This window comes from Microbacterium azadirachtae (assembly GCF_000956505.1).
GTDB classification, from domain to species: domain Bacteria; phylum Actinomycetota; class Actinomycetes; order Actinomycetales; family Microbacteriaceae; genus Microbacterium; species Microbacterium azadirachtae_A.
Map to the genome: position 1 here is coordinate 272,929 of NZ_JYIX01000037.1, position 26,711 is coordinate 299,639.

At 70.4% G+C, this 26,711-nt stretch carries 28 protein-coding genes; 14 read left to right on the top strand and 14 right to left on the bottom strand.

The window, feature by feature from the left end; all coding sequences use genetic code 11:
* Positions 1-4 precede the first annotated feature (4 nt).
* The 4 genes from RS86_RS14120 to RS86_RS14135 form a co-directional block, all read right to left on the bottom strand.
* Positions 5-1,597: a hypothetical protein gene (locus tag RS86_RS14120; RefSeq protein WP_045272858.1), complete on the bottom strand. Its 1,593-nt coding sequence runs from the start codon at positions 1,595-1,597 to the stop codon at positions 5-7.
* Positions 1,579-2,367 (bottom strand): ABC transporter ATP-binding protein, encoded by a 789-nt coding sequence (locus RS86_RS14125; RefSeq protein WP_045272859.1) that lies wholly within the window; start codon positions 2,365-2,367, stop codon positions 1,579-1,581. The genes RS86_RS14120 and RS86_RS14125 overlap by 19 nt, the downstream gene beginning before the upstream one ends.
* A gap of 158 nt (positions 2,368-2,525) precedes the next feature.
* Entirely contained in the window at positions 2,526-3,197 is a 672-nt protein-coding gene (locus tag RS86_RS14130) for a potassium channel family protein (RefSeq protein ID WP_045272962.1), read from the bottom strand.
* A 123-nt stretch (positions 3,198-3,320) separates the two neighbouring features.
* Positions 3,321-4,751 (bottom strand): TrkH family potassium uptake protein, encoded by a 1,431-nt coding sequence (locus tag RS86_RS14135; RefSeq protein ID WP_082076792.1) that lies wholly within the window; start codon positions 4,749-4,751, stop codon positions 3,321-3,323.
* A 76-nt stretch (positions 4,752-4,827) separates the two neighbouring features.
* Between RS86_RS14135 and RS86_RS14140 the strand changes: the two genes are divergently transcribed.
* A complete protein-coding gene (locus RS86_RS14140) occupies positions 4,828-5,250 on the top strand; it encodes an ArsR/SmtB family transcription factor (protein WP_045272964.1) in 423 nt (140 codons plus the stop codon).
* 131 nt (positions 5,251-5,381) lie between these two features.
* Here the strand turns inward: RS86_RS14140 and RS86_RS14145 are convergent, their stop codons facing one another.
* A complete protein-coding gene (locus RS86_RS14145) occupies positions 5,382-6,206 on the bottom strand; it encodes an ABC transporter permease (RefSeq protein WP_082076793.1) in 825 nt (274 codons plus the stop codon).
* A complete protein-coding gene (locus RS86_RS14150) occupies positions 6,203-7,126 on the bottom strand; it encodes an ATP-binding cassette domain-containing protein (protein WP_045272860.1) in 924 nt (307 codons plus the stop codon). The genes RS86_RS14145 and RS86_RS14150 overlap by 4 nt, the downstream gene beginning before the upstream one ends.
* Positions 7,127-7,240: 114 nt before the next feature.
* On the opposite strand from RS86_RS14150, the gene RS86_RS14155 reads away from it, so the two are divergent.
* The 11 genes from RS86_RS14155 to RS86_RS14200 all read left to right on the top strand — a co-directional run bounded on the left by RS86_RS14155 (position 7,241) and on the right by RS86_RS14200 (position 16,511).
* Positions 7,241-8,191 (top strand): TetR/AcrR family transcriptional regulator, encoded by a 951-nt coding sequence (locus tag RS86_RS14155; RefSeq protein WP_045272861.1) that lies wholly within the window; start codon positions 7,241-7,243, stop codon positions 8,189-8,191.
* 108 nt (positions 8,192-8,299) lie between these two features.
* Positions 8,300-8,494: a helix-turn-helix domain-containing protein gene (locus RS86_RS14160; protein WP_045272966.1), complete on the top strand. Its 195-nt coding sequence runs from the start codon at positions 8,300-8,302 to the stop codon at positions 8,492-8,494.
* Between the two features lie 148 nt (positions 8,495-8,642).
* Positions 8,643-8,741 (top strand): 30S ribosomal protein bS22, encoded by a 99-nt coding sequence (locus RS86_RS20180; RefSeq protein WP_003792170.1) that lies wholly within the window; start codon positions 8,643-8,645, stop codon positions 8,739-8,741.
* 179 nt (positions 8,742-8,920) lie between these two features.
* Complete coding sequence (locus RS86_RS14165) at positions 8,921-9,223, top strand: rhodanese-like domain-containing protein (protein ID WP_045272862.1); 303 nt, start codon at positions 8,921-8,923, stop codon at positions 9,221-9,223.
* Positions 9,220-9,570 (top strand): glutaredoxin family protein, encoded by a 351-nt coding sequence (locus RS86_RS14170; protein WP_082076794.1) that lies wholly within the window; start codon positions 9,220-9,222, stop codon positions 9,568-9,570. Before RS86_RS14165 ends, RS86_RS14170 begins: the two co-directional genes overlap by 4 nt.
* A gap of 32 nt (positions 9,571-9,602) precedes the next feature.
* Positions 9,603-9,905, top strand: coding sequence for a Dabb family protein (locus tag RS86_RS14175; RefSeq protein WP_045272863.1), 303 nt, complete (start codon positions 9,603-9,605; stop codon positions 9,903-9,905).
* A 252-nt stretch (positions 9,906-10,157) separates the two neighbouring features.
* Positions 10,158-10,976 (top strand): basic amino acid ABC transporter substrate-binding protein, encoded by an 819-nt coding sequence (locus RS86_RS14180; RefSeq protein ID WP_045272864.1) that lies wholly within the window; start codon positions 10,158-10,160, stop codon positions 10,974-10,976.
* A gap of 19 nt (positions 10,977-10,995) precedes the next feature.
* A complete protein-coding gene (locus tag RS86_RS14185) occupies positions 10,996-11,787 on the top strand; it encodes an amino acid ABC transporter permease (protein ID WP_045272865.1) in 792 nt (263 codons plus the stop codon).
* The gene (locus RS86_RS14190; protein ID WP_045272866.1) at positions 11,784-12,539 is read left to right on the top strand and encodes an amino acid ABC transporter ATP-binding protein; all 756 of its coding nucleotides are present in this window, start codon (positions 11,784-11,786) and stop codon (positions 12,537-12,539) included. Before RS86_RS14185 ends, RS86_RS14190 begins: the two co-directional genes overlap by 4 nt.
* 205 nt (positions 12,540-12,744) lie before the next feature.
* On the top strand, positions 12,745-14,046 hold the full coding sequence (locus RS86_RS14195) for an alpha/beta hydrolase (protein WP_045272867.1): 1,302 nt from the start codon (positions 12,745-12,747) through the stop codon (positions 14,044-14,046).
* Complete coding sequence (locus RS86_RS14200; protein WP_052680284.1) at positions 14,043-16,511, top strand: bifunctional lysylphosphatidylglycerol flippase/synthetase MprF; 2,469 nt, start codon at positions 14,043-14,045, stop codon at positions 16,509-16,511. Before RS86_RS14195 ends, RS86_RS14200 begins: the two co-directional genes overlap by 4 nt.
* Before the next feature lie 76 nt (positions 16,512-16,587).
* On the opposite strand, the gene RS86_RS14205 is transcribed toward RS86_RS14200, so the two are convergent.
* A complete protein-coding gene (locus RS86_RS14205) occupies positions 16,588-16,770 on the bottom strand; it encodes a YegP family protein (protein ID WP_045272868.1) in 183 nt (60 codons plus the stop codon).
* 164 nt (positions 16,771-16,934) lie between these two features.
* On the opposite strand from RS86_RS14205, the gene RS86_RS14210 reads away from it, so the two are divergent.
* Positions 16,935-17,921, top strand: coding sequence for an alpha/beta hydrolase-fold protein (locus RS86_RS14210; protein WP_052680285.1), 987 nt, complete (start codon positions 16,935-16,937; stop codon positions 17,919-17,921).
* Positions 17,922-17,944: 23 nt separating this feature from the next.
* On the opposite strand, the gene RS86_RS21025 is transcribed toward RS86_RS14210, so the two are convergent.
* The 5 genes from RS86_RS21025 to RS86_RS14235 are packed head-to-tail and all read right to left on the bottom strand — an operon-like array spanning position 17,945 to position 23,538.
* On the bottom strand, positions 17,945-19,516 hold the full coding sequence (locus tag RS86_RS21025; RefSeq protein ID WP_052680286.1) for a helix-turn-helix transcriptional regulator: 1,572 nt from the start codon (positions 19,514-19,516) through the stop codon (positions 17,945-17,947).
* Between the two features lie 35 nt (positions 19,517-19,551).
* Positions 19,552-20,655, bottom strand: coding sequence for an ABC transporter ATP-binding protein (locus RS86_RS14220; RefSeq protein ID WP_045272869.1), 1,104 nt, complete (start codon positions 20,653-20,655; stop codon positions 19,552-19,554).
* On the bottom strand, positions 20,652-21,446 hold the full coding sequence (locus RS86_RS14225) for an ABC transporter permease (protein WP_045272870.1): 795 nt from the start codon (positions 21,444-21,446) through the stop codon (positions 20,652-20,654). Before RS86_RS14225 ends, RS86_RS14220 begins: the two co-directional genes overlap by 4 nt.
* Positions 21,443-22,396, bottom strand: a complete 954-nt coding sequence (locus RS86_RS14230) for an ABC transporter permease (RefSeq protein WP_419177703.1) — start codon at positions 22,394-22,396, stop codon at positions 21,443-21,445. Before RS86_RS14230 ends, RS86_RS14225 begins: the two co-directional genes overlap by 4 nt.
* Positions 22,393-23,538 carry an ABC transporter substrate-binding protein gene (locus RS86_RS14235; RefSeq protein ID WP_045272871.1) on the bottom strand — a complete coding sequence of 382 codons (1,146 nt, stop codon included), beginning with the start codon at positions 23,536-23,538 and terminating at the stop codon, positions 22,393-22,395. Before RS86_RS14235 ends, RS86_RS14230 begins: the two co-directional genes overlap by 4 nt.
* 251 nt (positions 23,539-23,789) lie before the next feature.
* Here RS86_RS14235 and RS86_RS14240 point away from each other — a divergent pair, with 251 nt between their 5' ends.
* The gene (locus RS86_RS14240) at positions 23,790-24,251 is read left to right on the top strand and encodes a hypothetical protein (protein ID WP_045272972.1); all 462 of its coding nucleotides are present in this window, start codon (positions 23,790-23,792) and stop codon (positions 24,249-24,251) included.
* A gap of 50 nt (positions 24,252-24,301) precedes the next feature.
* On the opposite strand, the gene RS86_RS14245 is transcribed toward RS86_RS14240, so the two are convergent.
* Positions 24,302-24,844 (bottom strand): GNAT family N-acetyltransferase, encoded by a 543-nt coding sequence (locus RS86_RS14245; protein WP_045272872.1) that lies wholly within the window; start codon positions 24,842-24,844, stop codon positions 24,302-24,304.
* A gap of 7 nt (positions 24,845-24,851) precedes the next feature.
* Positions 24,852-26,657, bottom strand: coding sequence for an aspartate--tRNA ligase (gene aspS, locus RS86_RS14250; protein ID WP_045272973.1), 1,806 nt, complete (start codon positions 26,655-26,657; stop codon positions 24,852-24,854).
* Between the last annotated feature and the right edge of the window lie 54 nt (positions 26,658-26,711).

The following is a 26,711-nucleotide window of genomic DNA, read 5'->3' on the forward strand; positions in this document are numbered from 1 at the left end:
CGCCTCACGCCTCGCTGGCGACCTCGGTGAGCACCTCGGGCCAGCGCCGCTCCAGGATCCGACCGCCGAGCACCGCGCCGCCCCACGCGGCGAGTCCGCCGCAGACCACGCCGAGCGCGAGGCTCAGCCAGCCGAGCCACGGCGTCCAGATCGCGGCGATCGCGAGGCCGAACGCGGGCCCTCCGATCACGAGGCTGAGCGGCGTGATGATCATCATCGCGACCATCGACTGCACCCCGCCCGAGGATCCGCGTCCGAACGGATTCGCCTCGGGAGCGGGCGCGCGGCCGGGCAGGAACGCACCCACCCAGACGCCGATCCCGGCTGCCGCCGCCCCCAGCCCCAGGGCCGCGCCGAGGCTGGCCGGGAGGAGGTCGATCCGTCCTGCGATGACGCTCGCCGCGACGCACAGCACGAGCGTCACGGGCACGGCGATGATCCCGAACCCGAGCAGACGGCCGGCGCGATCCGCCCGACCTGGCACGCCGGTGTGGATGTGCAGCGCGATCGCGTCGTTGTCGTAGGCGATGCCGAGCTGCAGGATGGTGCCGATCAGCAGCGCGTTGATCGACGGGATGAGGATCGTGCCGGGGCCGAGCGCCAACGAGCCCTCGCCGCGCCCGTTCATCAGAGCGACCCCGATCAGCAGGGCAGGCAGCAGCAGCATCATCACGGTGTTGATCACCTGGCGCGGGTCGCGCGTGGCGTAGCGCAGGGTGCGGGCCGCGATCGCCCCGATCGCGGTGGCGGGAAGGATCCGATCGAGCAGCCCGCCCGAGCGTACGCGTCCGCCGCCGCGGCTCTGGATCGGCGCGACCAGGCGTGCGGCGAGCAGCCCGCGCGCGGCGAACCACAGGGCCGCGGCGGTCGCGAGGGCGATCAGCAGCCGGAGGCCGGCTGCGAGCAGATCGCCCTGGGCGAGCGCGGCGGGGACGCCGAACACGGCGCCGAGCGGCGTCCATCCGGCGGCATCGGCGATCGCAGGCAGGACCGCCGTGGGATCCGAGAGCCGCGCGAACGCGCGCACGAGCACGTTGATCAGCAGGCCGGAGCAGGCGACGAGCAGCACGCCGAGCGTGATCACCAGATCGCGCGTGCGCCGACCGGCCAGCCATCCGGCGAGCAGGCCGCTGACCACGCGGGCGCCGAGCACGCACGTCGCGAGCGCGAGCGGGATCAGGATCAGGGCGGCCACGAGTGCGAGCGGGCTGACCGACCACCCCACGAGCATGAGCAGCAGTGCCACGGTCGTGCCGATGCCGCCGATCGTGGTGGCGCCGGCGACCACGAGCCCCGGCAGCATCGCTCGCGCCGTGACCGGCAGCAGGGCGAAGCGCTCAGGGGCGAGCGAGTCGTCGACGCTCACCACGATCGAGCCGATCCACCACACCAGCACGATGCCGGCGCCGACCAGCACCAGCGTGCGCACGGCCGCGTCGGGCGCGGCGATCCGCAGCGCCACGAGGCCAGCGGCCAGGGCGGTCAGCAGTCCGAGGGCGATCATCCCAGAGATGATCAGCGACACGATCATCCACGGGTTGCGTCCGAGCTGGTGCCCGAGCTGGCGCCAGCGCAGGCTTACGAGGAGCGCAACCATGCGAGCGTCTCCGATCCGAGCTCGTGCGCGCCGACCAGGGACAGGAAGCGCTGCTGCAGGGTCTCGCCCGCGCGCACCTCGTCGAGAGTGCCGTTTGCGAGAAGGCGCCCCTCGGCGACGATCGCGACACGATCGCACAGGGACTCGACGAGCTCCATCACATGGCTGGACAGCACGACCGTGCCGCCGCCGGCGACGAAGGCCCGCAGGATCTGCCGGATCGTCTCGCCCGAGACGGGGTCGACGGCCTCGAGAGGCTCGTCCAGGATGAGCAGGCGCGGCGCGTGGATGAGCGCGCACGCGAGGCCGATCTTCTTGCGCATGCCCGCGGAGTAGTCCACGACCAGCGTGCTGCCGGCGTCGGCGAGTCCCAGCGCCTCGAGCAGCTCGCCGGAGCGGCCGACCACCTCGGCCTCGGTCATGCCGCGCAGCAGCCCGGTGTATCGCAGCAGCTCGGCGCCGGTGAGGCGGTCGAGCATGCGCACGCCGTCCGGCAGCACGCCCATGCGGCCCTTCGCCGCGGCCGGATCCTGCCACACGTCCGCGCCGAGCACCCGGGCGGTGCCGGCGTCGGGGCGCAGCAGGCCCGTGGTCATCGCGAGGGTCGTGGTCTTGCCTGCACCGTTGGGGCCGAGCAGGCCGAGCATGGATCCGGCGGGGACGTCGAGCCAGAGGTCGTCGACCGCGACCTTCTGCCCGAACTGCTTGCGAAGGCCCTGGAGGGAGAGCACCGGCGGCGCGGCCGCGAAGGGCGCTGTGGGGTCGGTCATGCCTCCATCCGACCACGCGCCGCCCCTGGCCGGCATCCCCCGCGCGATGGACATGCCGATCTCTGACCGCGAGACTCCAACTCCGCGACGAGACTGCGGTTCAAACGTGCAGTCTCGTCGCCCAGATGGAGTCTCGCGGAGTTGAGGGAGCGCGGGGGTCAGCGATCCAGCGAGGAGAACCGCTCGATGTCGCTGTTGGTGCCCGACACGATGATGAGGTCGTGGTTGGTGACGACGGTGTCCGCCTCGGCGTAGCGGAACGGCTTCCCGGGGCTCTTCACGCCCACCACCGTCACGTTGTACTTGCTGCGCACGCCGGACTGGTTCAAGCCGACGCCGCGGATGAACTTCGGCGGGTACATCTTGGCCAGCACGAAGTCGTCGTCGAAGCGGATGAAGTCGAGCATGCGGCCGCTCACGAGGTGCGCGACCCGCTCCCCGGCCTCGCGCTCCGGGTAGACGACGTGGTTCGCGCCCACCCTGGCGAGGATCTTGCCGTGCGACTGGGACACCGCCTTCGCCCAGATCTGCGGCACCTTGAGGTCGACCAGGTTCGCGGTGATGAGCACCGACGCCTCGATCGAGGACCCCACGGCGACGACGGCGACCTGGAAGTCCTGGGCGCCGATCTGACGCAGCGCGTCGATGTTGCGGGTATCGGCCTGCGCGGCGTGCGTGACCCGCTCCGACCACTTCTGCACCAGCTCGAGATTGGTGTCGATCGCGAGCACCTCGCGGTCGAGACGGTCCAGCTCGCCGGCGCAGGCGGCGCCGAAGCGGCCCAGCCCGATCACGAGCACCGGGGCGTCGTTGCGCAGCACTTCAACCATGCCGCCCACTTTACTGTCCGCCGCCGAGGCGACCCTGTCCGCCACCGCCGGGTCCCTGTCCGCCGCCACGGCGACCCTGTCCGCCACCGCGGCGCCCCTGCCAGCCGACAGCCACCCCGGCGGTCAGCCGACGATCGGCCGCTCAACCGGCAGCGAGTACAGCTGGGTGCGGGAGGTCGCGGCCACGGCCGCGGCGAGCGTGACCGTGCCGACGCGACCCATGAAGATCGTCGCGGCGAGGATGTAGGTCGCCGAGTCGGGGAGCCTCTCGGTGACGCCGGTCGACAGCCCCACGGTGCCGAACGCCGAGACCACGTCGAAGAGCACCTCGTCGACGGAGAACTTCGTGAGCTGGCTGATCGCGATCGTGGAGAGCGCGACGGTGGTCGCACCCCAGGCGACGACGCTGAGCGCGACGCGCTGCACATCCGAGGGGATGCGGCGGCCGAACGCCTGCACGGACGGGCGCCCCTTGGCCTCGCTGATCACGGCCAGGGCGAGCACGGCGAGCGTGGTCACCTTGATGCCGCCCGCCGTGGATGCGGAACCGCCGCCCACGAACATGAGCATCGAGGCGGCGAGCATCGAGGATCCGTTGAGATCGCCCATGTTCACGACGCTGAAGCCGCCGGAGCGCGTCATGGCCGAAAGGAAGAACGCCTGGAACGTCGTGTCGCCGGCGTCCATGGATCCGAAGGTCTTCGGGTTGTCGAACTCGAGCAGGAGGAAGACGGCCGCGCCGACCACGAACAGCACGATCGTGGTGAGCACCGTGAGCTTGGCGTGCAGCGACCAGCGGCGCACGTGCCAGCGCTGCCGCGCGAGCGTGTAGATGACGGGGAAGCCGAGGCTTCCCAGGAACACGCCGAGCATGAGCACGCTGAGCACGTAGTAGTTCTGCGCGAACGGCGCGAGCCCTCCGGGGTTCGGGGTGAACCCGGTGTTCGTGAACGCCATCGCCGCGTAGAAGGGCGCCTCCCACAGGGCGGTGACCGGATCCACCCCTGCCGTCAGCAGCGCAGGGTAGAGCAGGACGATGAGGCCGGCCTCGATCGCGAACGCAGAGATCGCGACGGTGCGCAGCAGGGACCCGACCTCGCCGAGGCGCACGGTCTGGCTCTCGTTCACGGGACCGCCGTGCGCACGCATCGGGTTGGTGTCGCCCGCGGCGATGAGCTTGGCGCGAAGGCCCAGGCGCTTCGAGATCGCGAGGCCCATCACGCTCGCGAGGGTCAGCACGCCGAGGCCGCCGATGTTGACGCCGACGAAGACCACGCCGAGCCCGAAGCCCGACCAGTGCGTCGCCATGTCGACGGTCGACAGGCCCGTGACGCAGATCGTGGAGACGGCTGTGAACAGCGCATCGGCGAGCGGCGTCACCGTACGGTCGGCGCTGGCGATCGGCAGCGACAGCAGCGCCGTCGTGATCAGGATGAGCGCAGAGAACACCACGATCGCGAATCGCGAGGGGGAGGAGGTCGTCAGGGTCTTGCCGAGACGGACGGTCCTTCGGACCACCTCCGAGAAGGATCGCGGGGCAGCGGTGCGCGCCATGGTCGAGCCCCTCCGATCCTCCGTCCGCCAAGCCTTCGTCATGGTACTCCGCCCGCGGCGCGGCTACTGTGAAGGCATGACCGACATCTTCGACGTGATCGCCGACGGCACGAGACGGGACATCCTTCAGCTCCTGCGCCAGCGGTCCGAGGAAGGGGATGCCGGCACGAGCGTGACGCAGATCGTCAGCGAACTCGGGATCAGCCAGCCCACCGTCTCGAAGCACCTCAAGGTGCTGCGCGAGGCGGAGCTCGTCACGGTCCGCGAAGACGGCCAGCGCCGCTTCTACAGCATCGAGGCGGCGCCCCTGGAACAGGTCGACGACTGGCTCGTCCCGTTCCTGGCCGACGCCTACGGGGACTCCGCCCCCGACATCTCGGGACTCGTCGGGGTTCCGCCGCTTCCCGACGGCGCGGCGCACGCGGCCGAGGTCGTGGGGCGCGCCGCCGCGAGCGCCAAGCACGTGGTGCAGACGGCGCTCAAGCGCCTCGGGGCCTGAGCCACAGGGCCTGAGCCCCGCGGGATGAGCCACAGCGCCTGAGCCCCGCGGGATGAGCCTCAGCGCCTGACCGCCGCCCGCAGCCACGTGCCGCGGAAACCGCCTGAGCCGGATCCGGACCCGGCTCCGATTCAGCGCCGCGCCCTGCCGAAGAGCCAGCGGCCCCACAGCACCGAGATCGCGAGGATGACCGCGCACCAGCCCAGCGCCCAGAAGGGCTGGGCCTGCAGAGGCGTACCCATGAGCAGGCCGCGGATCGTCTCGATGATCGGCGTGATCGGCTGGTTCTCCGCCACCCACTGCAGCCAGGTCGGCATCGTGTGCACGGGGACGAACGCGCTGGACAGGTACGGCACGAACATGAGGATGAACCCGTACCCCGCGGCCGCCTCCGGGCTGCCGGCGGCGAGGCCGATCGCGGCGTAGAGGTATGTGATCACGAGGATGTAGACGGCGATCATGCCGAATGCGGCGAGCCATTGCACAGGTCCCGCGCTCGGACGGAAGCCGAGCAGCAGCGCGACGCCGAACACGACGGCGGTCGAGACGAGGTTGCGCGCGAGGCTCGCGACGACGTGCCCTGTGAGCACGGATCCGGGGCGCAGCGGCATCGTGCGGATGCGGTCGATGATCCCGGTGGACATATCGCGGGAGACGTACGTCGCGGTCGACGCGGCGCCGAACCCGGCGCAGAGCAGGATGATCCCCGGCACGACGTAGTCGACATAGCTGCCGTCGTTCTCGATCGCGCCGCCGAACACGAAGGTGAACAGCAGCATGAGCGTGACCGGCAGCATGATCGACATCGACAGGGTCTCGCCGTCGCGCAGGGACAGGATGAGGCTGCGGCGGACGAACACGCGTTCGGCGGCGAATCCGCGCAGGCGCGGGCGGATCCCCGGCAGAGGCGACGCGACCGGCGCGAGGGCGGAGGCGGCGGGGGACAGAGCGCTCATGCGAACTCCCGGAGGGTCGTGCGATCGGCGTCGCCGGTCGCGGTGGTCGACTCGGCGTCGCCGGTCGCGGTGAGGGTGAGGAAGACGTCGTCGAGCGTGGGCCGGCGCAGCTGGACGCGTGCCGCCGGATGCGCGGCCTCGAGCTCGTCCAGCGCGCGGCGGATGCCGTCGATCGATCCGTCCGTCGCGATCTCCGCGAGGGAGGATCCGTCCGCGCCCTCGGCGACGAGCACGTCGCTGCCGAACTGCGCCTTGAGCGCGGCCGCGGTCCCGGTGCGGACGATGCGGCCCTCGTGCAGGACGGCGATGCGGTCCGCGAGCCGATCGGCCTCCTCCAGATACTGGGTGGTGAGGAAAACCGTGGTGCCCGCATCCGCGAGGCCCCGGATGACCTCCCAGAGGTCCAGTCGGCTGCGAGGATCCACGCCCGTCGTGGGCTCGTCGAGGAAGAGCACCTGCGGTGTGACGACGAAGCTCAGGGCGAGATCGAGACGGCGGCGCATGCCGCCGGAGTAGGTCTTGACCTTGCGTCCCGCCGCATCGGCGAGAGCGAACTGCGCCAGCAGGTCGTCCGCGCGGCGGCGGGCGGCGCGCGGGGTGAGGCCGGAGAGCCGGCTGAGCATCACCAGGTTCTCCACGCCGGTGAGCGCGTCGTCGACCGCGGCCGACTGCCCGGTGAGCGAGATCCGCTGCCGCACCCCTTCGGGATCCCGGCGCACGTCGCATCCGGCGACGATCGCGGTGCCGGCGTCGGCGTGGGTCAGCGTCGTGAGGATCGAGATCGTCGTGGTCTTGCCGGCGCCGTTGGATCCGAGCAGCGCGACGATCTCGCCCTGCTCGGCCGCGAGGTCGACGCCGCGCAGGACGGGGGTGCCGCGGTACTGCTTGGTGAGTCCTGCGACTTCGATGGCCGTGGTCATCGTCGTTCCCTTCTGTCGTGGAGGCATCTCTGCCATGGATGAATCTGTGTATGGATGAAACTGTTTATGACGGTAACACACTGTTTATGCAATAAACAGTCCTATCCTGGAGTCATGACCGAAGAGCCCGACCCCGCCGACCTGCCCGACCTGCCGCGCGGCATCGCCCTGGCCTGGGGCATGGCCGCAAGTCCCCAGCGCGGTCCGAAGCGCGAGATGAGCGTGGAGCGCATCGTCGAGGCGGCCGTCGCGCTCGCCGACGGCGAGGGGCTCGGAGCCGTGTCGATGGCGGCCGTGGCGAAGACGCTGGGCTTCACGCCGATGTCGCTCTACCGCTACGTCACGGCGAAGGACGATCTCCTGCTGCTCATGCAGGAGGAGGCCTCAGGGCTCCCGCCGCTTCCGGAGTCCGGCGCGGCGGTGCGCGGATGGCGGGAGGAAGCGGAGCGGCTCTACCGCGCGCACCTCGACGTCTACCTCCGCCATCCCTGGCTGCTCAGCCTGCCGATCAGCGGCACCCCGGTCACGCCGGGGACCGCGGCCTGGATGGACGCGTACCTCGCCGCCTTCGTCGAGACGCCGCTCGACCAGGACGAGCGGATGGGCGCGATGCTCGCGATCATGGGGCAGTCCCGGTGGTATGGCACGGTCGCGGCCGGCTACGCGGAGGCCGCACGGTCGAGCGGACTGACGCTCGAGGAGGTCGGGGCGCAGGAAGCGGCCCTGTTCCGCGCGCTGATCGACGCCGACGCCTATCCCCATGCGCGCGCCGCGCTCGACGAGGGCGCGATCGACGGCGACAAGGATCCGATGGCGTTCGGCATCGAACGCGTGCTGGACGGGATCGCCACCCACATCGAGCGTCTCGCCGGCGCGCGTCCGGACGCGCCGCGGACTCCTCCCGTGTTCGTCCCGGAGAATCCGGCGCTCGCCGCCGACAAGCGGGTGCGCGCGGCGGCGAAGAGCGTGCGCGAGGCCGAGAAGGCGCTGCGGGCGGCGCAGAAGAACGAGCGCCAGGTGCGCAAGGACGCGGCGGAGCGCATCGCGCGATCGGCCGCGGTCTGAGCATCCCCTGTCACAGCGTTCACATGGGTTTACACGCGTCGCCAGCAGCCCCTACAGTTATCGCAACCCGCCGCGCAGGTCGCGCGACGGAGAGGGGGGTAGATGGGGATGCCCGAACAGCTGCCGGACGTGAAGTTCCTGACCGTCGCCGAAGTGGCGGCGATCATGCGCGTGTCCAAGATGACCGTGTACCGGCTGGTGCACGCGGGGGAACTGCCCGCGATCCGTTTCGGCCGCAGCTATCGCGTGCCGGAATCCGCGGTCACGGCCGCGCTGCAGAAGCCGATCGCCGACGTGGGCTGAGGGCGGTGCGAGTGGCGCTGGGGCGCCGGATTCGCATGCGCGTCAGCGCCGGCGGCGCCGTGCGCTAGACTGTTCTGAGGCATTTTCCGTGCCCGATCCCGGGCGTCGTCCGCGTGCGACGCCCAGCCCCTGACTTAGTGAGGTTTCCGTGGGTTCTGTCATCAAGAAGCGCCGCAAGCGCATGGCGAAGAAGAAGCACCGCAAGCTGCTTCGCAAGACTCGCCACCAGCGCCGCAACAAGAAGTAAGCGGCCGCGCCGAGCGCGCAAGTCACTGAGCGCCCCCGATCTTCGGATCGTCGGGGCGCTTCGTGCTTTCCCGGCGCTGCGCGTAATCCAGGCCCTGCGTGCATTCCCGGCGCTTCGTGCTCGCAGGATGGATCCGGCTCGGCGCGCCCGGGCGTCCCTCGTCTGGAAGAATCGGATCCATGAAGACGATCACCGTCGCCCAGCTGGCCGAGCGCACCGAGACGGCTCTCATCGACGTGCGCGAGAGGAGCGAGTTCGCCTCGGGGCACGTGCCCGGAGCGGTGAACCTGCCGATGTCCGAGCTCGGGGACCTGCTGCACGAACTGCCGGACGGGGCGTTCGACGTGATCTGCCAGCTCGGCGGGCGCTCGGCGCGCGTCGTCGAGGCGCTCGAGGCGCGCGGCTACGACGCCACGAACGTCGAAGGCGGCACGGCGGAGTGGATCGCGGAGGGACGCGCGATCGAGACGCCTGCGCCGTGATCACGCTGACCCTGATCGGCAAGCCCGACTGCCATCTGTGCGACGTCGCCTCCGATGTGGTCGACGCCGTCGTGGCCGAGTTGCCGGATGCGCTCGCCGAGGACATGGAGATCACCGAGCTGTCGATCCTCGATAACCCCGCCCTCTACGAGAAGTACTGGGAGAAGATCCCCGTGCTCCTGATCGACGGCGAACTGCACGGCCACTGGCGGATCTCGCCCGACCGGCTGCGCGACGCCCTCGCCGAGAAGGCTGCCGGATCGAGCACCACCGCGGGAGCAGGGACCGCAGCCGCCGCCCTGGCACAGGAGTCGGCAGAGGCACAAGACTCACCAGCACAAGACTGACCAGCACAAGACTCACCAGAAGGAGAATCGCGATGACGCTGCGGCATGTGGTGACCTGGAAGATGGCGGCGACCGATCCGGCCGAGCGTGCGGAGCACGCCACGGGGATCGCCTCGCGGCTGGAGGGGCTCTTCGGCGTCGTGCCGTCGATCCGTGCGCTCAGCACGGGCGTCAACACGCTCGCGGTCGAGGGCAACTGGGATGTGACGCTGATCGCCGACTTCGACGACGGCGCGGGTCTGGATGCGTACCAGGTGCATCCCGCGCATCAGGAGGTCGTGGGCTATGTGCGCTCGGTCTCGGGCGGGCGCTCGGCCGTCGACTTCGAGGTCTGAGCAGCCGGCGGAACGTGCGCAGCGGGTCCTCCGGACCGGTTGTGCGAGTCATCGTCTCGGATCTCAGACATTCTGCGGCTCTCGAAGTGCGCGAGAACCGCGGGATTCCGCGGGATTCCGCGGGGACGCGTGCGCCGATACCGAACCGAGACACCCCCGGAGGCCTTCCCGTTACGTGGCGGTAACCGCTCCGTGTCAAGATTGTGGGCAACCCGCACTAGGACATCAGCGTCCTCGACACAGGAGTCGAACATGCAACGTCGCTCGAAGATCGCTTTCGGACTCGCCATCGCGGCGACCGCCACCCTCGCCCTCGCCGGCTGCTCGACCGGAGCGTCCTCCGATCCCAGCTCGAGTGCTGCCGGGGGTACGGACTACGGCCTCATCACGGCAGGGACCCTCACGGTCTGCTCCGACATCCCCTACAAGCCGTTCGAGTACGAGGAGTCGACCGGCTCCGGTCAGTACACCGGCTTCGACGTCGACCTGCTCACCGCGATCGCGAAGAAGCTCGACCTCAAGACCCAGTTCCAGGTCACGAACTTCGACACCCTGCAGTCCGGCACGGCGCTGCTCGCCGGCCAGTGCGACATGGGCGCCTCGGCCATGACGATCACCGACGACCGCAAGAAGAACATCGACTTCTCCGACCCGTACTACGACTCGCTGCAGTCGCTGCTGGTGAAGACGTCCTCCGGGATCAAGAGCATCAACGACCTCAGCGGCAAGAACGTCGGCGTGCAGCAGGGCACCACCGGCGAGAACTACGCGAAGGAGCACGCCAAGGGCGCCAACCTCGTGCAGTTCTCCGACGACGGCGTGCTGTGGCCCGCCCTCCAGGGCGGACAGATCGACGCGATCCTGCAGGACTACCCGGTCAACCTCCAGCACGAGAAGGACGACAGCAGCTACAAGGTCGTCGAGCAGTACAAGACCGACGAGGCCTACGGCTTCGCGTTCGGGAAGGGCAAGAACGAGACCCTTCGGAAGGCGATCAACGAGCAGCTGAAGGCGCTCAAGGACAACGGCGAGTACAAGACGATCTACGACAAGTACTTCTCCGCGAAGTGACCGAGGGCCCACGCTCGAGATGGCTCTGAAGAAGCGGACCCGCACGCGGGTCTACCACTACACCGTCTATGCGGTGATCATCGCGCTCATCGCCTGGGCCGCGATCGCCACCGACTGGCCGACGGTCATGAAGCAGTTCGCGAACCCCGAGGTCGCGATGAAGCTGCTTCCCGGCATCATCACCGTCGGTCTGAAGAACACGCTGCTGTTCACGATCGAGTCGTTCGCGGGCGGTCTGATCCTCGCCGTGATCCTCGCGCTCATGAAGCTCAGCAGCATCCCGCCGTTCCGGTGGGCGGCGACCGTGTGGATCGAGTTCTTCCGCGGCATCCCTGCGCTCATCACGATCTTCGGCTTCGGGATCATGCTGCCGATCGCGATGAAGGTGAAGATCCCCGGCGGCCCGGTCGGCGCGGCGACGCTCGGTCTGATCGTGGTGTCGTCCGCCTATATGGCGGAGACGATCCGCGCCGGCATCCAGGCCGTCCCGAAGGGGCAGACGGAGGCCGCAAGGTCGCTGGGCATGTCCTCGACGCGGACCATGTTCTTCATCGTGCTGCCGCAGGGCTTCCGGATCATCATCCCGCCGCTCACGAACGAGTTCGTGCTGCTGCTGAAGGACACGTCGCTCTTCTTCGTCATCGGCGCGACCCCGCTCACGTACGAGCTGACGACGTATGCCCGCAACGGGCTGTCCACCTACGCGAATGCCACGCCGATGGTGATGGCCGCGCTGCTGTATCTGATCGTGACGATTCCGCTGACGCGGCTGACGGCCTGGCTCGAGCGCCGGTTGGCGAGGGGACGATGAGCACCGACCTGATCAATCTGAATGCTCCGGCGATCGACGTACAGGGCCTCGTCAAGCACTACGGCGACAACGAGGTACTCAAGGGCATCGACCTGACGGTGCACGCCGGCGAGGTCGTCTGCGTGATCGGTCCCTCGGGGTCCGGCAAGTCGACGCTGCTGCGCTCGGTGAACATGCTCGAGGAGCCGACCGGCGGGAAGATCGTCGTCGAGGGGATCGACATCACCGATCCCGAGATCGACCTCGACCGCGTCCGCGCGCGCATCGGCATGGTGTTCCAGAGCTTCAACCTGTTCCCGCACATGAGCGTGCTCGGCAACCTGACGATCGCTCAGCGCCAGGTGAAGAAGCGCGGCAAGGCGGAGGCGGAGAAGGTCGCCAAGGCGATGCTGGAGCGTGTGGGCATGTCGCACAAGGTCGATGCCTACCCGAGTCAGCTCTCCGGCGGTCAGCAGCAGCGCGTCGCGATCGCGCGGGCGCTGTGCATGAACCCCGACATGATGCTCTTCGACGAGCCCACGTCGGCGCTCGACCCCGAGCTCGTGGGCGAGGTGCTGCAGGTGATGCGGACGCTCGCCGACGAGGGCATGACCATGATGGTGGTCACGCACGAGATGGGCTTCGCCCGGGAGGTCGGCTCGCGCCTGATCTTCATGGACGGCGGGCACATCCTCGAGGAGGGCGACCCCCGCGAAGTGCTCGCGAACCCGCAGCATCAGCGCACGAAGGATTTCCTCGCGCGCGTGCTGTGAGACGCCACGGCTGAGGGGTACCCCTCAGCCGCTGACCGGAAGCGCCGAGGAACGAGCATGAGACGCGCCGGGGACTTATCGGTCCCCGGCGCGTCTCATAGCGTTCTCCGAGCCTGATCGGGGCGCTCCCACCGGTTCCGCCGAGGCGGCACGGATTACGATGGGTCGTCGCCCCGTCCGGAGGCGGGAACGGAGCACGCCCTTCATGCCGCGATGGTTGCTGGAGCTGGACCTCGCCGACGGACCCGTGCCCTGGATCGTCTGGGGGCTCGCCGCGGCGGGCCTCGTCGCGCTGCTGATCCGGCCGCTCCGCCGGCGCTGGATCGTGCGCGCGGCGATTGCCGTGATCGCCGGCGCGCTCGTGGGCTGGTTCCTCGTGGTGCTCGTCGACGTCGCCGACCTGTTCGGCGTGCCGATGCCCGACGCGGTGAAGTGGTGGACCTCGGGCGGCTTCGCCCTGATCGGGCTGGCGATCGTGAGCCTGTGGGATTCGCGCTGGTGGCGCAAGGCCGTCGCGATCCTGACCGTGATCGCCTCCGTGCTCTCGATGGGCATCGGGATCAATCAGGCGTTCGCGCTGGATCGCACCCTCGGCGACATCCTCGGCATCAACACGCTCGGCCCGCTGGACCACTTCGCACCACCGCTGACCACGCAGGATCCGTCCGCGAAGCCGCTGGCCGAGACCTGGACGCCCCCTGCGGACATGCCGACCCGCGGACGGTTCGGCGCGCTCTCCGGCGCGAACGCGCTGAAGTCCTCCGCGGGGTTCAAGCCCCGCGAGGCGACCGTCTACCTGCCCCCGGCCGCGCTCGTGAAGGATCCGCCCGCCCTTCCCGTCGTGGTCTTCATGATGGGACTGCCGGGCTACCCGAATCCGCATCCGATGGTGGACGTCATGAACGAGTTCGCCGCGAAGCACGACGGTCTCGCGCCCATCGTCATCATCGCCGACCAGCTCGGTGCGCAGGATCAGAACCCCGGTTGCGTCGACTCGGCCGCCTATGGCGGCGTCGAGACCTACTTCAACAAGGACATCCCGGACTGGATCCGGGGGCACCTGCGGGTGCAGCAGGATCCGAAGTACTGGACCATCGCCGGGTATTCGAACGGCGGGGCGTGCGCATTCATCTACGGCGCCAGGCATCCCGACATCTGGGGGAACATCGCCACCGCGTCCGGTGAGCCGTGGTCGGGCTTCGGTGACCCCAAGTCGGTCGAGAAGGCGTTCAAGGGCGACCAGGCCGCCTTCGACGCCAACAAGCCGGAGGCGATCCTCGCCGAGCACCCCGGAGCGTACGCGGGGCACTACGCGATCTTCGCGGCCGGGGCGCTCGACAAGAAGTACGGGCCCGCGAACCGCGTCTCCGCGGGCCTCGCGGAGACGGCGGGCTTCACCACCACCTACTACCTCGTGCCGAACGCCACCCATACCGGACCGGGCCTGCGCGGCGGCCTGGTGAAGGCGTTCGAGGTGCTCTACCCGCGCCTGGGACTCTCCCGATGACCTCCTCGCGGGCGATGACGGCGGTGCTCGCCGTGGCGCGCAGGGCCGGGCGCTACGCGCGCCGCCATCCGTTCGCCGTGGGGCTGACCGTCCTGCTCCTGGTCAGCGGTCTGGCGCTGGGACCCCTCCGGGGCTCTCGCCCTGCGGGGATCGGGCTCAGCCCGCTCGCGTTCGGACGCGAGCGGGAGTGGTGGACGCCGCTGACGGCGCTGCTCGTGCCGGACTCGTGGGGCGGCCTCCTGCTGTCCGCCGCGCTCGCGCTCACGCTGCTGGCCTATGCGGAACGGCTGATGGGAACCTGGCGCGTCGTGAGCGCCTTCCTCGTCACGGGCGTGCTCGGCGGCCTGCTCGGCCTCGGGATTCAGTCGCTGGCCTGGTCGTGGGGGCAGGTGTGGGCGCGGATCGACGCCCGCGGCGCCGTGCTGGATCCCTCGATCGGGATCTTCGGCGCGATCCTGGCGGGCAGCGCATTCGCACCGGCCCTGTACCGCCGCCGGATCCGCCTGCTCGGCCTCTCGCTCCTCGTCACCTACACGCTGTACGGCGGCGATGCGGACAGCGTCTACCGCCTGCTGGCCGCGCTCGCCGGTCTCATCCTCGGCGTGATCCTCACGAGCGGCCGGCCCCGGCCCGCCTGGTACCGCAGCTCCTACCACGAGACGAGGACCCTCACCGCGGCCATGGTCGCGGTGACCGGCCTCGGCCCGCTGATCGTGCTCCTCACCGGCGTCGGCATCGGGCCGCTGGCTCCCGTGGTCGCGGGACTGCGCGGCGTCGACATCTCCGGAATCGCCGACGCGTGCGCACAGAACAACGCGTCCGCGCACTGCGTCGCCGGGGTGACCACCGCGGTCGCGGCCGGGACCGGCGTCGTGCTGATGAGTCTCGTCCCGCTGCTGCTCAGCCTGGTCGCGGCGTGGGGGCTGCGCTCGGGGCGCCGCGCCGCATGGTTCCTCGCGATCGGCGTGAACGCGATGATGGCCCTGCTCACCGGTCTCAGCGTGGCCACCCGCTCGCTCCGCGAGCCGACGGACGTGATCCAGATCGACCGGCAGTTCCCCGGATTCTCCGTGCTGGCGATCCTCGTCCCGGTCGGGATGTGCATCCTGCTCGCGATCACGCATCGCCGGTTCGCGGTGCGCGCCTCTCGCCGTGCGGTGCGGCGGTTCTCGCTCACGATCGGGATCGCGTTCGTCGTGCTGGCCGCAACGAACATGATCCTGGTCTCGGCCGTCTCGCACTCGCCGTCGTTCTGGTCGTCCCTGGCGACGACGCTGCGCCGGTTCCTCCCGACGATCATCGGCCGCCCGAGCGGGCACACGCCCCTCACCGGAATCGCACTCGCGCTGCACCGCGACGTGGGCGCCCTATTCTGGCTGGTCTTCGCGATCGCCATGGTGGCGCTGCTGCTGGGACGTTCGCGCAAGGCCGCGGACGATGCGGAGCGGTTCCGCACCCAGCTGCGGACGACCGACGGCGGCACGCTCGGGTTCATGGGCACCTGGGAGGGCAACGCGCACTGGTTCACGGCGGACGGCCGCGGTGCGGTCGCCTACCGCGTCGTGAACGACATCGCGATCGCCGTGGGGGACCCTGTCTGCACTCCGGGCGACACGGCGAAGACCATCCGCGGGTTCCTGGACTTCTGCGACGCGAACGCCTGGACCGCGGTGTTCTACAGCACGCACGAGGAGTTCGCCCCGGCGTTCAGGGACCTCGGCTGGAAGAGCATCTCGGTGGCGGAGGAGACCGTCGTGCCGCTCGAGCGGTTCGAGCTCACCGGCAAGGTGTGGACGAAGGTGCGCCAGCCGTACAACCGCGGACAGCGCGACGGGCTCACGACCCTCTGGACCACGTGGGAGCAGCTGCCGGCGGGCCTGGTCGCGCAGCTGGACGCCCTCAGCGAGCAGTGGATCGCGGAGAAGGCGCTGCCGGAGATGCGCTTCACCCTGGGCGGGATGGAGGAGCTCAGGGATCCGGACGTCGAGATCCTGCTCGCGATCGGTCCCGAGGGCGAGCTGCAGGCGGTGACGAGCTGGATGCCCGTGTGGCGCGAGGGGGAGCTGGTCGGTCGCACGCTCGACTTCATGCGCCGTGCCGACGGTGCGATGCCCGGTGTGATGGAGTTCGCGATCGCCTCGGCCGCGCTGCACATGAAGGAGCAGGGGCTCGAGGTCATGAGCCTCTCCGGTGCGCCGCTCGCACAGACCGTGGACGGCGACGCCGACGCGGACCCCGACATCACCCGGCTTCTGGGCTGGCTGAGCCGGGTGCTCGAGCCCGCGTACGGCTTCGCCTCGCTGCTGCGGTACAAGGGCAAGTTCAACCCCGAGTACCGTCCGATGCATCTGTTCTACGCGGACAACGGGCAACTTCCGGCGATCGGGCTCGCGATCGGGCGCGCATACCTGCCCAACGCCTCGCCGGCCGAGTACGTGGCCCTGGCGCGATCGCTCGCGGGCTGACCCGCCGGACGCGACGGAGGCGCCGTCCCTGGGACGGCGCCTCCGCGATCGGCTCAGCCGGCAATCGATGCCCGGCTCAGTCCTCGGTCTCGACGACCTCGGCGTCCGCAGCGTTGCGGCGGATCGAGTCGATGCCGCTCAGCGCACCCGACTTCGACGAATAGCTCTGGCCGCTGGCGATGATCTCGCCGTTGCCGGCCTTGAGGCGGAAACGCCACTTGCCGCTCTTGTCCTCGTAGAGTTCGAACTTGCCTGCCATGGTGCTCCTCCCGGAACCGCGGGGCGGCCCTCGCCCCACGCTCAAACTAGCGGGGACCCCGATCGGGCGTCGTGATTCCCGATCATGTGTTTCCTGTGCGTCGGCGAGCCCGGATCCGGTCGTCGTTACGATGGGGCCACGCAGGGTCAGGAGGCGAGTGCGGGATGTCCTCTTCGATGACGCGCGGCCGGAGCCGAGCCGTCCTGCTCGCGGTGGGAGCGCTGGCCGTCCTGGTCGGCGTGATCGGTCGGCCCTGGTCGCCGGCTCCGGCGCCGCCGCACGCCACGGCCGCGGGCTCCGCGATGCCGCTCTTCGAGACCTGGATCCCGCCCGCAGGTCTGCCGGCGAAAGGCACGGTGACCCGGCTCACGGGGGAGGAGCGCATCCCCTCGTCCGCGGGCTTCGTCCCGCGGGACGCCTCGCTCTATCGGCCTCCCGCCGCGCTCGTGCCGGATCCGCCCCCCTTGCCGCTCGTGGTCTTCATGATGGGCGAGCCGGGGGATCCGGACCCGTCGTTCGTCGCCGCCGCGATGGACCGGCTCGCCGCCGCGCACCGCGGACTGGCCCCGATCGTGATCGTGGCGGATCAGCTCGGATCCGAGGACGACAACCCGGCGTGCGTGGACTCGGCGGCCTACGGCGGTGTGGAGACGTACTTCACGAAGGACATCCCCGCCTGGGCGCGCAGCCACCTGCGGGTGCAGCCGAGTCCGGCGGCGTGGACGATCGCGGGATTCTCGAACGGCGGCGGATGCGCGCTGGACTGGGGCCTCGCAGATCCCGGCCTGTGGGGCGGGATCGTGAGCATCGCGGGGGAGTCGTATCAGGGCACCGAGTTCCCGGACGAGGTGCTCCAGCAGGTCTTCGAGGGCGATCAGAGCGCCTATGACGCGGCCAAGCCCGCGGCCAGGGCCGCGCAGAACTCCGGTCGCTTCGACGGGCACGTGGCCCTGTTCGCCGCCGGGGACGAGGACGCGTTCTTCATGGCCCAGGTGCAGCTGTCCGCGCAGATCACGGAGCAGGCGGGCTTCCGGACGCAGGTGTTCGCGATCCCGGGCGAGGATCACGTCGAATCGCTCCCCGAGGGGCTGCGGGCGACGTTCGGCGCCCTGTTCCCGCACCTCGGGCTCGCTCCGTCCGGGGGCGGTTGAGGGAGACGCGTGCGCCGACCCCGTTACGCGCGCTCGCGGCGGCGAGACGCCGGCGCCCCGCCTTCTTCGCGGTCCTCGAGCAGGCGGGCGAGCACCTCGGCGCGGTTGCGCACACCGAGCTTGCGGAAGGCGTTCGTGAGGTGCACTTCTACCGTGCGTTCGGAGATCCCCAGCTCGAGCCCGATCTCGCGGTTGCGCAGACCGCGCGCGAGCAGGTCGATCACGCCGCTCTCGCGCGCCGTGAGCAGGGCCAGCGCGGGGAACCCTGGTCGCGTCGCGCGCTCGTCCACGGCGGTGCAGCTGACCGCGACCGTGCTCGCGCCGTCGACGTCCGGGACGACGGCATAGCCGACCGTCCGCCCTGGACGCAGCGCGATCAGCGCAGGACCGAAGCCCTGGACGAGTTCCGGAGCGTCGTCCTGGAGGGCGACGAGAGCGCTCGAGGTCACGCCGCCGCCGATGTGCGTCATGGGCAGGCGGACGAGGGCGTCGCCGAGGACGGTGGCAGCCTCCGCCGCGCGTCCTGCGTGCAGCAGGAACCCCGCCTGCTGACCTCGCACGTGCGCCTCGATCAAGGGGCTCAGCGGACCGGGGGCGGAGTTCCACGGCCACACCTCGGCCGCGGGGATGACGCTCAGGTAGAGCCGGGCGTGACGCTCGTCCGCCTCGTCCGGCGAGGTCCACCAGATCTCCGCGATCGAGTCGATGCCGGTCAGTGCGGCATGGTCCGTCGCCGTCGCCGCGGCGGACCGCAGGAGAGGGAGCTGGCTCGCGACGCGGGCGAGGGCATCCGCGCCCTCGTCCGGCCCGTCGAGGAAGCTCTGCGCGACGCGGCGTCCGGTCTGCGCCTGGGCCCTGAGGTCCCCCTCGCCGAGCTCGGCGGCCTGGAACAGGCGCACCGCGTCGTCGAAGCAGCCGAGCACGAGGGCGCTGCGCGCGCCGAGCATCGCCGCGTTGCTGCGGGTCGCTGCAGCGCCGGCGAGGGCGCGCGCAGAGGCGATCCGGAACGCGGCCTCCGGGTTGCCGCGGGTCAGCAGCCGCTGGCCGACCGCGATGAGGGCGCGCAGTGCTCGCGGATCCGTCTCCGCCCTGCCGTGCACGGCGTGCCAGAGGCCGACGTCGGCGAGGCCGTGCTGACGGTGGGCGAGCCAGAGCGCGCGATGGATCGTCTCGCACTCCGCCGCGTCAGCGCCCGCGAGCATCGCGCTCCGGTCGGCTTCGGAGAGGAAGCGGAACCGGCCAGCGGAGAACCGCACGGTGCGCTGCACCCCCTCGGAGATCACGACGCGGGTGTCGGTCGCCGTCGCGGCGAGGAGGACGTCCGCGCGGTCGGTCACGGAGAGCGCGGCGGCGAGCAGGAGACGCCGCACGCCGGGTTCGGCCTCCGTCGCCGCCGCCGTCGCCAGTGGCCACACGTCCGGCAGGACCGCGAGGCCCGCGCGCTGGGCGGCGGAAAGGCGGTCACCGACCGTCTTCAGGTGCTCCGTCGTGATCCCCGGAAGCGCCGACAGGCGACCGGCGACCTGCGGCGCCACGGGCGCGGCGGAGGAGCCCTGGACCAGGGGGAGTGCGCTCAGAGCCTCGGGGGGACGCATGATCCGATCCTGTCAGACGGGCGCACGCTCCCGTCTCACTGCGGCTGACGCACGGCCACGGGCTCCGGATCGACCGCGAGGCCCACGAGGTCGCCGTACTGCGGGTGGGTCCGCGCCGAGTGCTGCACGCGCACCAGCAGGCCGTCCTCGGTGCGCACGAGCGTGCGCCGCATGCTCCCGAGGAACATGCTCTCCTCGACGCTGCCCGTCACGGCTGCTCCTGCGGGCTCGACCAACCGCACGTTCTCGGGGCGCAGGAGCACGTCGACCTCCCCGGTCGCGGGGATCTGGAGCGGGATCTCGGCGCCCCACACCCGCACCGTCGCACCGTCGGCGAGTCCGCGCACGACGCTGGACAGGCCGACGAACGCGGCGACGTGCGCCGTCGCCGGGCGCAGGTAGAGCTCCTCCGGCGTGCCGATCTGATCGATCCGCCCCGCGTTCATCACCGCGATCCGGTCGGAGACGCTGAGCGCCTCCTCCTGATCGTGCGTGACGAACACGGTCGTGATGCCGAGTCGCAGCTGCAGCCGGCGGATCTCGTCCCGCAGCTGCACCCTGACCTTGGCGTCGAGGGCGGACAGCGGCTCGTCCAGCAGCAGCACCCTGGGCTCGGTGACGAGCGCCCGCGCGAGCGCCACGCGCTGCTGCTGGCCGCCGGAGAGCTGGTGCGGGTACTTGTCCGCGTGCGCCTCGAGTCCGACCAGCGCCAGCGCGTCCAGCGCCCGCTTGCGGGCCTCGGCCGTGGCGACCCTGCGGCGGCGGAGCCCGAACGCCGTGTTGTCCACCACGCGCAGGTGCGGGAACAGCGAGTACGACTGGAACACCATGCCCAGGTCGCGCTTGTTCGTCGGCACTCCGGACACGTCCCTACCGCCCAGCAGCACGGCGCCGCCGTCGGCGTCCTCGAGTCCCGCGAGCACGCGCAGCAGGGTGGTCTTGCCGCAGCCGGAGGGACCGAGCAGCGAGACGAACTCACCGGGCGCGATGTCGAGGTCGATCCCGTGCAGGACCTGCGTCCGGCCGTAGCTCTTGACGATGCCGTCGAACTGGACGGAGCTGCTGAACGGCGCGGTGCCATCGGATCGGTCCGCGAGCAAAGAGTTTTCCGCCGTGCGGGGGAGCGCGATGTCGCTCATGAGTCGGCCTTTCCGGACCGGCCGCGGGCGGCCCGTCCGATGATGAGGAGCAGGAGGAAGCTGAACGTCAGCGCCATCAGGGCGAACATCGCCGGTGCCCAGCCGTCCTGCTTCTGCACGACCACGAGCGCGGTCTGCAGCACGTCGCGGTTCAGCAGCGAGGCGATCGTGAACTCGCCGAGCACGACCGCGATGGACAGGAGGGACGCGGCGAGCAGGCCCTGGCGCAGGTTCGGGGCGAGCACGCGCAGCAGGACGGTGCCCCATCCGGCGCCCAGAGAACGGGCCGCCTCGGCGAGCGTGGTCATGTCGACCGCGTCGATCGATGCCTGGATGGACCGGTAGGCGAAGGGGAGCACGGTGATGCCGTACGCGAACGCGAGGGTCCAGGCGCCGGTGCCGAACGAACGCCCGATCTGCAGGTAGATCGGGGTGAGGCCGACCACGAGCACGATCGCGGGGATCGAGATCGGCAGCAGCACGACGAACTCGAAGACCGGGCGCAGTCGCGGATAGCGCAGGTTCACCAGGATCATCGTCGGCGCGAGCACGAGCAGCACGATGAGCACGGTGACGACCGCGAGGATCAGGGAGTTGCCGAGCCCCGTCCAGATGGGCTGGTAGACCGCCGCCTTGGCGGGATCGCCCAGGGCTGCCCAATGCGCGAGGGTGAAGTCGCCGTCCTTGGTGAGCGTGTACACGAGCGTCGCGACCAGAGGCACGAGGAAGAAGAGCCCGACCAGGATCCCGATGATCCAGCGGGTGAGGGACGACGGGGCGAGCCGGTTCATGACTGCCACCTCGCTGCCCGGCGCTGGACCAGCGAGTAGAGCCACATGACGATCCCGACGACGACGATCATGCCGAGCGCGAGCGCGCCGGCGAGGTTCTCCCGCCCCAGCACGGTCTCGCTCGTGAGTGCGGCGCGGATCTGCAGCGGAACGATCTGCGATCCCTGGCTCGCGAGGGCGGCCGCGGTCGCGTACGAGGAGAACGCGTTCGCGAACAGCAGCAGGAAGCTGGCGAGGAAGGCCGGGGCGAGCACGGGGATCCCGATCCGCAGCCAGAAGCTCGCGCGGGTGCCGCCGAGCGTGAGGTTGGCCTCGGCCCACTGCGGCTTCAGCGCCGAGAGGGCGGGCATGAAGGTGATGACCATGAGCGGGATCTGGAAGTAGAGGTAGGGCAGGATCAGCCCCGGGAGCTCGTAGATCCACGGGCCCTGGGCGAAAAGGTCGATGCCGAAGGCGTTCTTGAGCAGCTCTGTCAGGACGCCGCGAAGGCCCAGTGTCGCGATGAACATGAACGCGAGCATCACGCCGCCGGTCTGCGCGAGCACTCCGGAGGCGGCGTCGATCACCGTGCGCACACCGCCGGACGGACTCATGCCGAGCAGGGCGTAGCAGACGAGGGCGCCGACGATGGCGCCGATCGCCGCGGTGAGCACGGAGAGCCCCGCGGAGTTGGCGAACGTGAGCAGCACGGTCGGATCCCAGAGGGCCGAGAGATTGCTCGTGGTGAAGGCGCCGTCCCGGGTGAAGAAGCCGGTGGCGACCGCGAGGATCGTGGGCAGCACGAGGAACAGCAGCAGGTACGCCGCGAACGGGACGAGCCCGATCGCGGCGAGCCCGCGGGACAGGCGGGCGGGGAGCGGGGCCCGGCCCGACGACCCGTGCCTGGCCGGAGCGCGCAGCTCCGACCCGGCACGGGATGCGGCGGGAGCCGCGGTGGTGTCGGAGGTCACTGGACGGCCGAGGCCCACTTCTCGCCGAGCAGCTTGCCGGCGGCGGTGCTCTGCGCCTCGGTCGGCACGACGGTCTCCTTCGGCGCGGCGGGGAGCGCGGCGGCGAGCGTCTTGTCGATCGTCCCCGCCTTGGTCATGGCGTCCATGCGGACGGGGCGCGCGCCGCCCTTGAGCCAGAGGTTCTGGCCCTCGTCGCTGTAGAGGAACTCCTGCCACAGGCGCGCGGCGGCGGGGTGCGGCGCCGCCTTGTTGATCGCCTGGTTGTAGTAGCCCGCGTAGCCCGTGCCGGGAAGGACGACGGTCTTCCAGTTCTTGTTGTCCTTGGTGTGCGCGGCGTTCAGGTAGTCCCAGTCGAAGACGACGGGGGTCTCCCCGCTTGCGACGGTCGCCGTGGTGACGTCGACCTTGAGCAGGTTGCCGGCCTTCTGCATGTCGGCGAAGAAGTCGATGCCCTTCTGGTAGTCGTCGAGCTTCCCACCGGACTGCACCGTCGCGAGGCCCACCGCGGCGAACGCCGCCCCGGCCTGCGTCGGGTCGCCGTTGAGCGCGACCGCGCCCTTGTACTCGGACTTCTTCAGGTCGTCGAGGCTCTTCGGCTCCGGGAACTTCGAGGAGTCGTAGCCGATCGACATGTATCCGCCGTAGTCGCCCGTGAACAGGCCGTCCTTGTCCTTGAGCTGGGCCGGGATCTCGTCCCACTTCTCCACCTGGTAGGCGGCGAACTTGTCGGTGTTCTGCAGGGTCACGGTGAGGCCGAGATCGAACACGTCGGGAGCCGTGTCCAGGCCCTCGTTCGTCTTGGCGGCCTGGATCTCCTCGGCGCTCGACGCGTCGGGGGAGGCCTCGCTGATGGTGATCTTCGGGTACTTCTTCGTGAACGCGGCGAGGATCTCGCCGTAGTTGGCCCAGTCGTGGGGAAGCGCGATCACGTTGAGCTTGCCCTCGGCCTCCGCGGCCTTCTCGAGGTCGGCCAGGGAGCCGAAGTCCTTGAGGGAGGTGGCGGTCGAGGCCTTGGCGCCGGAGCCGGACGAGCCGGTCGGGTCGGCGGAGGCGGATCCGGAGCAGGCGGAGAGCAGGAGCGCGGCGCTGGTCGCGAGCGCGATGCCGGCGCCGATGCGCGCACGGCGGTTGCTGATGAGCATGATTTCCTCTCGGTGTCCGGCGCTGCCGCCGGGGTCGGGTCGAGAGGGAATGTACGGCGGCGGAGTTACCGGTCAGGCGGACCGGGGTGAATGCCGGATGAACGATTCGGGTCCAGGGAAGTCGGATCTCCGGTCGGGCCCCGGAACTGAGCGCTGCGCGACACGGCGGAGTCTGGATGGAGACGGGCGGGGTCTGGTCGGACACGGGCGAGGTCTGGTCGGAGATGAGCGCCGTCTGGTTGGATCGGAGCATGAGCACTCTTCCCGAGACGATCGAGCTCGACGGCGCCACCCTGATCCGGATCGACGCGCCGGACGACATCGCCTGCTGGACCGCGGGCGTCGAGGGCGGGGACGGCGGCTGGACCGTGAGCATCGTCGCCGAACCCGCGGAGGAGCCCAGTGCCCAGGCGCGGGAGGCGGCCCAGGGCATCGTGACCGAGTTCGCCGAGCTCAGCGAGGCCGCGATCCGCTACCTCGTGGAGGAGCTGGCCGGCCCGCAGGGCGACCTGTCGGATGCCGATCGGGCGCGGCTCGCGGAGGAGGAGCCGCCGTTCGGCGCGCCGGAGGCCGTGGTCTGGCAGGACGGCACGTGGATGATGCGCTTCGCGGAGTGCGGCCTGGAGATCGGCGACGAGTACGGCGTCGGCGTCATGTTCGCCGGCCGCGTCCCCGTCGCGGTCGAGGACCTGTCGGATCCGGACGACGTCTGAGCGCGGTCGCACCAGGGGCGTTTCGTCTCAGTCGCCTTCGGCGTCTTCGCTCAACGACCGGTGGCGGGCGCCTCACTGCCAGAGGACGGCGCGTTGTACTTGAAGCCCTTGTGCGATCCGGCGAAGCCGAGGCGCTCGTAGAAGCGGTGCGCTTCCACGCGCTGCGCATCCGAGGTCAGCTGCACCAGCGGGCTGCCCAGGTCGGCGGTCGCGACGTCCATGATCCAGCGCATGAGCGCGGATCCGACGCCGCTGGAGCGCAGATCCGAACTCACCCGCACCGCCTCGACGAGCAGTCGGGTCGAGCCGCGGCGGGACATCCCCGGAATGCGGGTGAGCTGGAACGTGCCGACGATCCGGCCGTCGTGCTCGGCGACGAGGAGGTCGTTGGATCCGTCGGCGAGCACCGAATCCAGGCCCGCGGCGTACGCCGGAAGGTCGTCGTCCGAGGCGGTGTCGCCGCGCGCCGCGCTGATCGCGTCATCGGCGAGCAGCGCGACGATCGCCGCGGTGTCCTCGGTGCGCGCGCGGCGCAGCATCACCTCCCCGATCCGCGTGTCGAGCGGAACGGGGAGGGCGAGCGCGGTGAGCATGCTCGGGTCAGGCCTCGACGGGCGCGAGGGCCTCGGACTGCTCGGGGGCTTCCACGGCGTCGACGCCGGCCTCCTTGCGCTGCTCCGCGGTGATCGGGGCGGGCGCGGCGGTGAGCGGGTCGAAGCCGTTGCCAGTCTTCGGGAACGCGATGACCTCACGGATCGACTCGGTCTTCGACAGGTGCTGCAGCACGCGGTCCATGCCGAGCGCGATGCCGCCGTGCGGCGGGGCGCCGAACTTGAACGCGTCGAGCAGGAAGCCGAACTGCTCCTGTGCGACGTCGTCGGCGAGGCCCATGACCTCGAAGACGCGCTTCTGGATGTCCTCGCGGTGGATGCGGATGGATCCGCCGCCGAGCTCGGAGCCGTTGCAGACGATGTCGTACGCGTAGGCGAGCGCGGATCCGGGGTCGGTGTCGAAGGTGGCCTCGAACTCCGGCTTCGGGCCGGTGAAGGCGTGGTGCACGGCGGTCCAGGCGCCGGCGCCGACGGCGACGTCGCCCGAGGCGACCGCGTCCGCGGCCGGTTCGAACATGGGGGCGTCGACGACCCAGGTGAAGGCGAACACCTCGGGGTCGAGCAGACCGAGGCGACGGCCGACCTCGACGCGGGCGGCGCCGAGGAGGGCGCGGGAGTCCTTCGCGGATCCGGCGGCGAAGAACGCGCAGTCGCCGGGCGCGGCTCTCACGAGCGCCGCGAGACCGGCCTGCTCGGCCTCGCTGAGGTTCTTCGCGACGGGCCCGCCGAGCGTGCCGTCCTCGTTGAACAGGACGTAGGCGAGGCCGCGGGCGCCGCGCTGCTTGGCCCAGTCCTGCCAGGCGTCGAGCACCTTGCGGGGCTGCGAAGCACCGCCGGGCATGACGACCGCGCCCACGTAGTCGGCCTGGAAGACGCGGAACGTGGTCTCGGAGAAGTAGTCGGTCGCCTCGACGAGCTCGAGGCCGAAGCGCAGGTCGGGCTTGTCGGATCCGTACTTCGCCATCGCGTCGGCGTACGTCATCCGCGGCAGCGGCGTCTGCACCTCGACGCCGATGGTGGCCCACATCGCGCGGATGACGGCCTCCATCATCTCGATGACGTCCTCCTGCTCGACGAAGGACATCTCGATGTCGAGCTGGGTGAACTCGGGCTGGCGGTCGGCGCGGAAGTCCTCGTCGCGGTAGCAGCGCGCGATCTGGAAGTACTTCTCCACGCCGCCGACCATGAGCAGCTGCTTGAACAGCTGCGGGCTCTGCGGCAGGGCGTACCAGCTGCCGGGGTGCAGGCGCGCCGGCACGACGAAGTCGCGGGCGCCCTCCGGGGTGGAGCGGGTCAGCGTCGGGGTCTCGACCTCGACGAACTCGCGCTCGTGCAGCACGTCGCGCAGGGCCTTGTAGACCTTCGAGCGCAGCTGCAGCGGCGCGATCGCGGCGGGGCGGCGCAGGTCGAGGTAGCGGTGCTTGAAGCGCACATCCTCGCCGATCGGGTCGGTCTCGGCGAGGCCCGAGGAGACCTGGAACGGCAGCGGCGCCGACTCGTTCAGCACGACGACGTCCTGCACCACGATCTCGATCTCGCCCGAGGGCAGGTTCGGGTTCTCGTTGCCGGAGGGGCGGCGCGACACCTCACCGGTCACCCGCAGGACGAACTCGCTGCGCAGCGGGTGCGCGATCTCCTCGTCGCGGATGACGACCTGGGCGATGCCCGATGCATCCCTCAGATCGATGAAGGCGACCCCTCCGTGGTCACGACGGCGATCGACCCACCCCGCAAGGGTGACGGTCTGACCGATGTGCTCGGCTCGCAGCGAGCCTGCCGTGTGGGTGCGAAGCACGGAATACGCCTCCAACTAGGGAAAAGGGATCCCGGCCATTCTACGGGGACGCGC

What these genes read in the sequence shown, in the direction of transcription:
- RS86_RS14140 (WP_045272964.1), top strand. Translation starts at nt 4,828, where the DNA reads ATGACCGACATCTTCGACGTGATCGCCGACGGCACGAGACGGGACATC.
- RS86_RS14155 (WP_045272861.1), top strand. Translation starts at nt 7,241, where the DNA reads ATGACCGAAGAGCCCGACCCCGCCGACCTGCCCGACCTGCCGCGCGGC.
- RS86_RS14225 (WP_045272870.1), bottom strand. Translation starts at nt 21,446, where the DNA reads ATGAACCGGCTCGCCCCGTCGTCCCTCACCCGCTGGATCATCGGGATC.
- RS86_RS14150 (WP_045272860.1), bottom strand. Translation starts at nt 7,126, where the DNA reads ATGACCACGGCCATCGAAGTCGCAGGACTCACCAAGCAGTACCGCGGC.
- RS86_RS14180 (WP_045272864.1), top strand. Translation starts at nt 10,158, where the DNA reads ATGCAACGTCGCTCGAAGATCGCTTTCGGACTCGCCATCGCGGCGACC.
- RS86_RS14235 (WP_045272871.1), bottom strand. Translation starts at nt 23,538, where the DNA reads ATGCTCATCAGCAACCGCCGTGCGCGCATCGGCGCCGGCATCGCGCTC.
- RS86_RS14185 (WP_045272865.1), top strand. Translation starts at nt 10,996, where the DNA reads ATGGCTCTGAAGAAGCGGACCCGCACGCGGGTCTACCACTACACCGTC.
- RS86_RS14200 (WP_052680284.1), top strand. Translation starts at nt 14,043, where the DNA reads ATGACCTCCTCGCGGGCGATGACGGCGGTGCTCGCCGTGGCGCGCAGG.
- RS86_RS14125 (WP_045272859.1), bottom strand. Translation starts at nt 2,367, where the DNA reads ATGACCGACCCCACAGCGCCCTTCGCGGCCGCGCCGCCGGTGCTCTCC.
- RS86_RS14135 (WP_082076792.1), bottom strand. Translation starts at nt 4,751, where the DNA reads ATGGCGCGCACCGCTGCCCCGCGATCCTTCTCGGAGGTGGTCCGAAGG.
- RS86_RS14175 (WP_045272863.1), top strand. Translation starts at nt 9,603, where the DNA reads ATGACGCTGCGGCATGTGGTGACCTGGAAGATGGCGGCGACCGATCCG.
- RS86_RS14160 (WP_045272966.1), top strand. Translation starts at nt 8,300, where the DNA reads ATGCCCGAACAGCTGCCGGACGTGAAGTTCCTGACCGTCGCCGAAGTG.
- RS86_RS14245 (WP_045272872.1), bottom strand. Translation starts at nt 24,844, where the DNA reads ATGCTCACCGCGCTCGCCCTCCCCGTTCCGCTCGACACGCGGATCGGG.
- RS86_RS14145 (WP_082076793.1), bottom strand. Translation starts at nt 6,206, where the DNA reads ATGAGCGCTCTGTCCCCCGCCGCCTCCGCCCTCGCGCCGGTCGCGTCG.
- RS86_RS14220 (WP_045272869.1), bottom strand. Translation starts at nt 20,655, where the DNA reads ATGAGCGACATCGCGCTCCCCCGCACGGCGGAAAACTCTTTGCTCGCG.
- RS86_RS14205 (WP_045272868.1), bottom strand. Translation starts at nt 16,770, where the DNA reads ATGGCAGGCAAGTTCGAACTCTACGAGGACAAGAGCGGCAAGTGGCGT.
- RS86_RS14190 (WP_045272866.1), top strand. Translation starts at nt 11,784, where the DNA reads ATGAGCACCGACCTGATCAATCTGAATGCTCCGGCGATCGACGTACAG.
- RS86_RS14130 (WP_045272962.1), bottom strand. Translation starts at nt 3,197, where the DNA reads ATGGTTGAAGTGCTGCGCAACGACGCCCCGGTGCTCGTGATCGGGCTG.
- RS86_RS14195 (WP_045272867.1), top strand. Translation starts at nt 12,745, where the DNA reads ATGCCGCGATGGTTGCTGGAGCTGGACCTCGCCGACGGACCCGTGCCC.
- RS86_RS21025 (WP_052680286.1), bottom strand. Translation starts at nt 19,516, where the DNA reads ATGCGTCCCCCCGAGGCTCTGAGCGCACTCCCCCTGGTCCAGGGCTCC.
- RS86_RS14210 (WP_052680285.1), top strand. Translation starts at nt 16,935, where the DNA reads ATGTCCTCTTCGATGACGCGCGGCCGGAGCCGAGCCGTCCTGCTCGCG.
- RS86_RS14165 (WP_045272862.1), top strand. Translation starts at nt 8,921, where the DNA reads ATGAAGACGATCACCGTCGCCCAGCTGGCCGAGCGCACCGAGACGGCT.
- RS86_RS14240 (WP_045272972.1), top strand. Translation starts at nt 23,790, where the DNA reads ATGAGCACTCTTCCCGAGACGATCGAGCTCGACGGCGCCACCCTGATC.
- RS86_RS14120 (WP_045272858.1), bottom strand. Translation starts at nt 1,597, where the DNA reads ATGGTTGCGCTCCTCGTAAGCCTGCGCTGGCGCCAGCTCGGGCACCAG.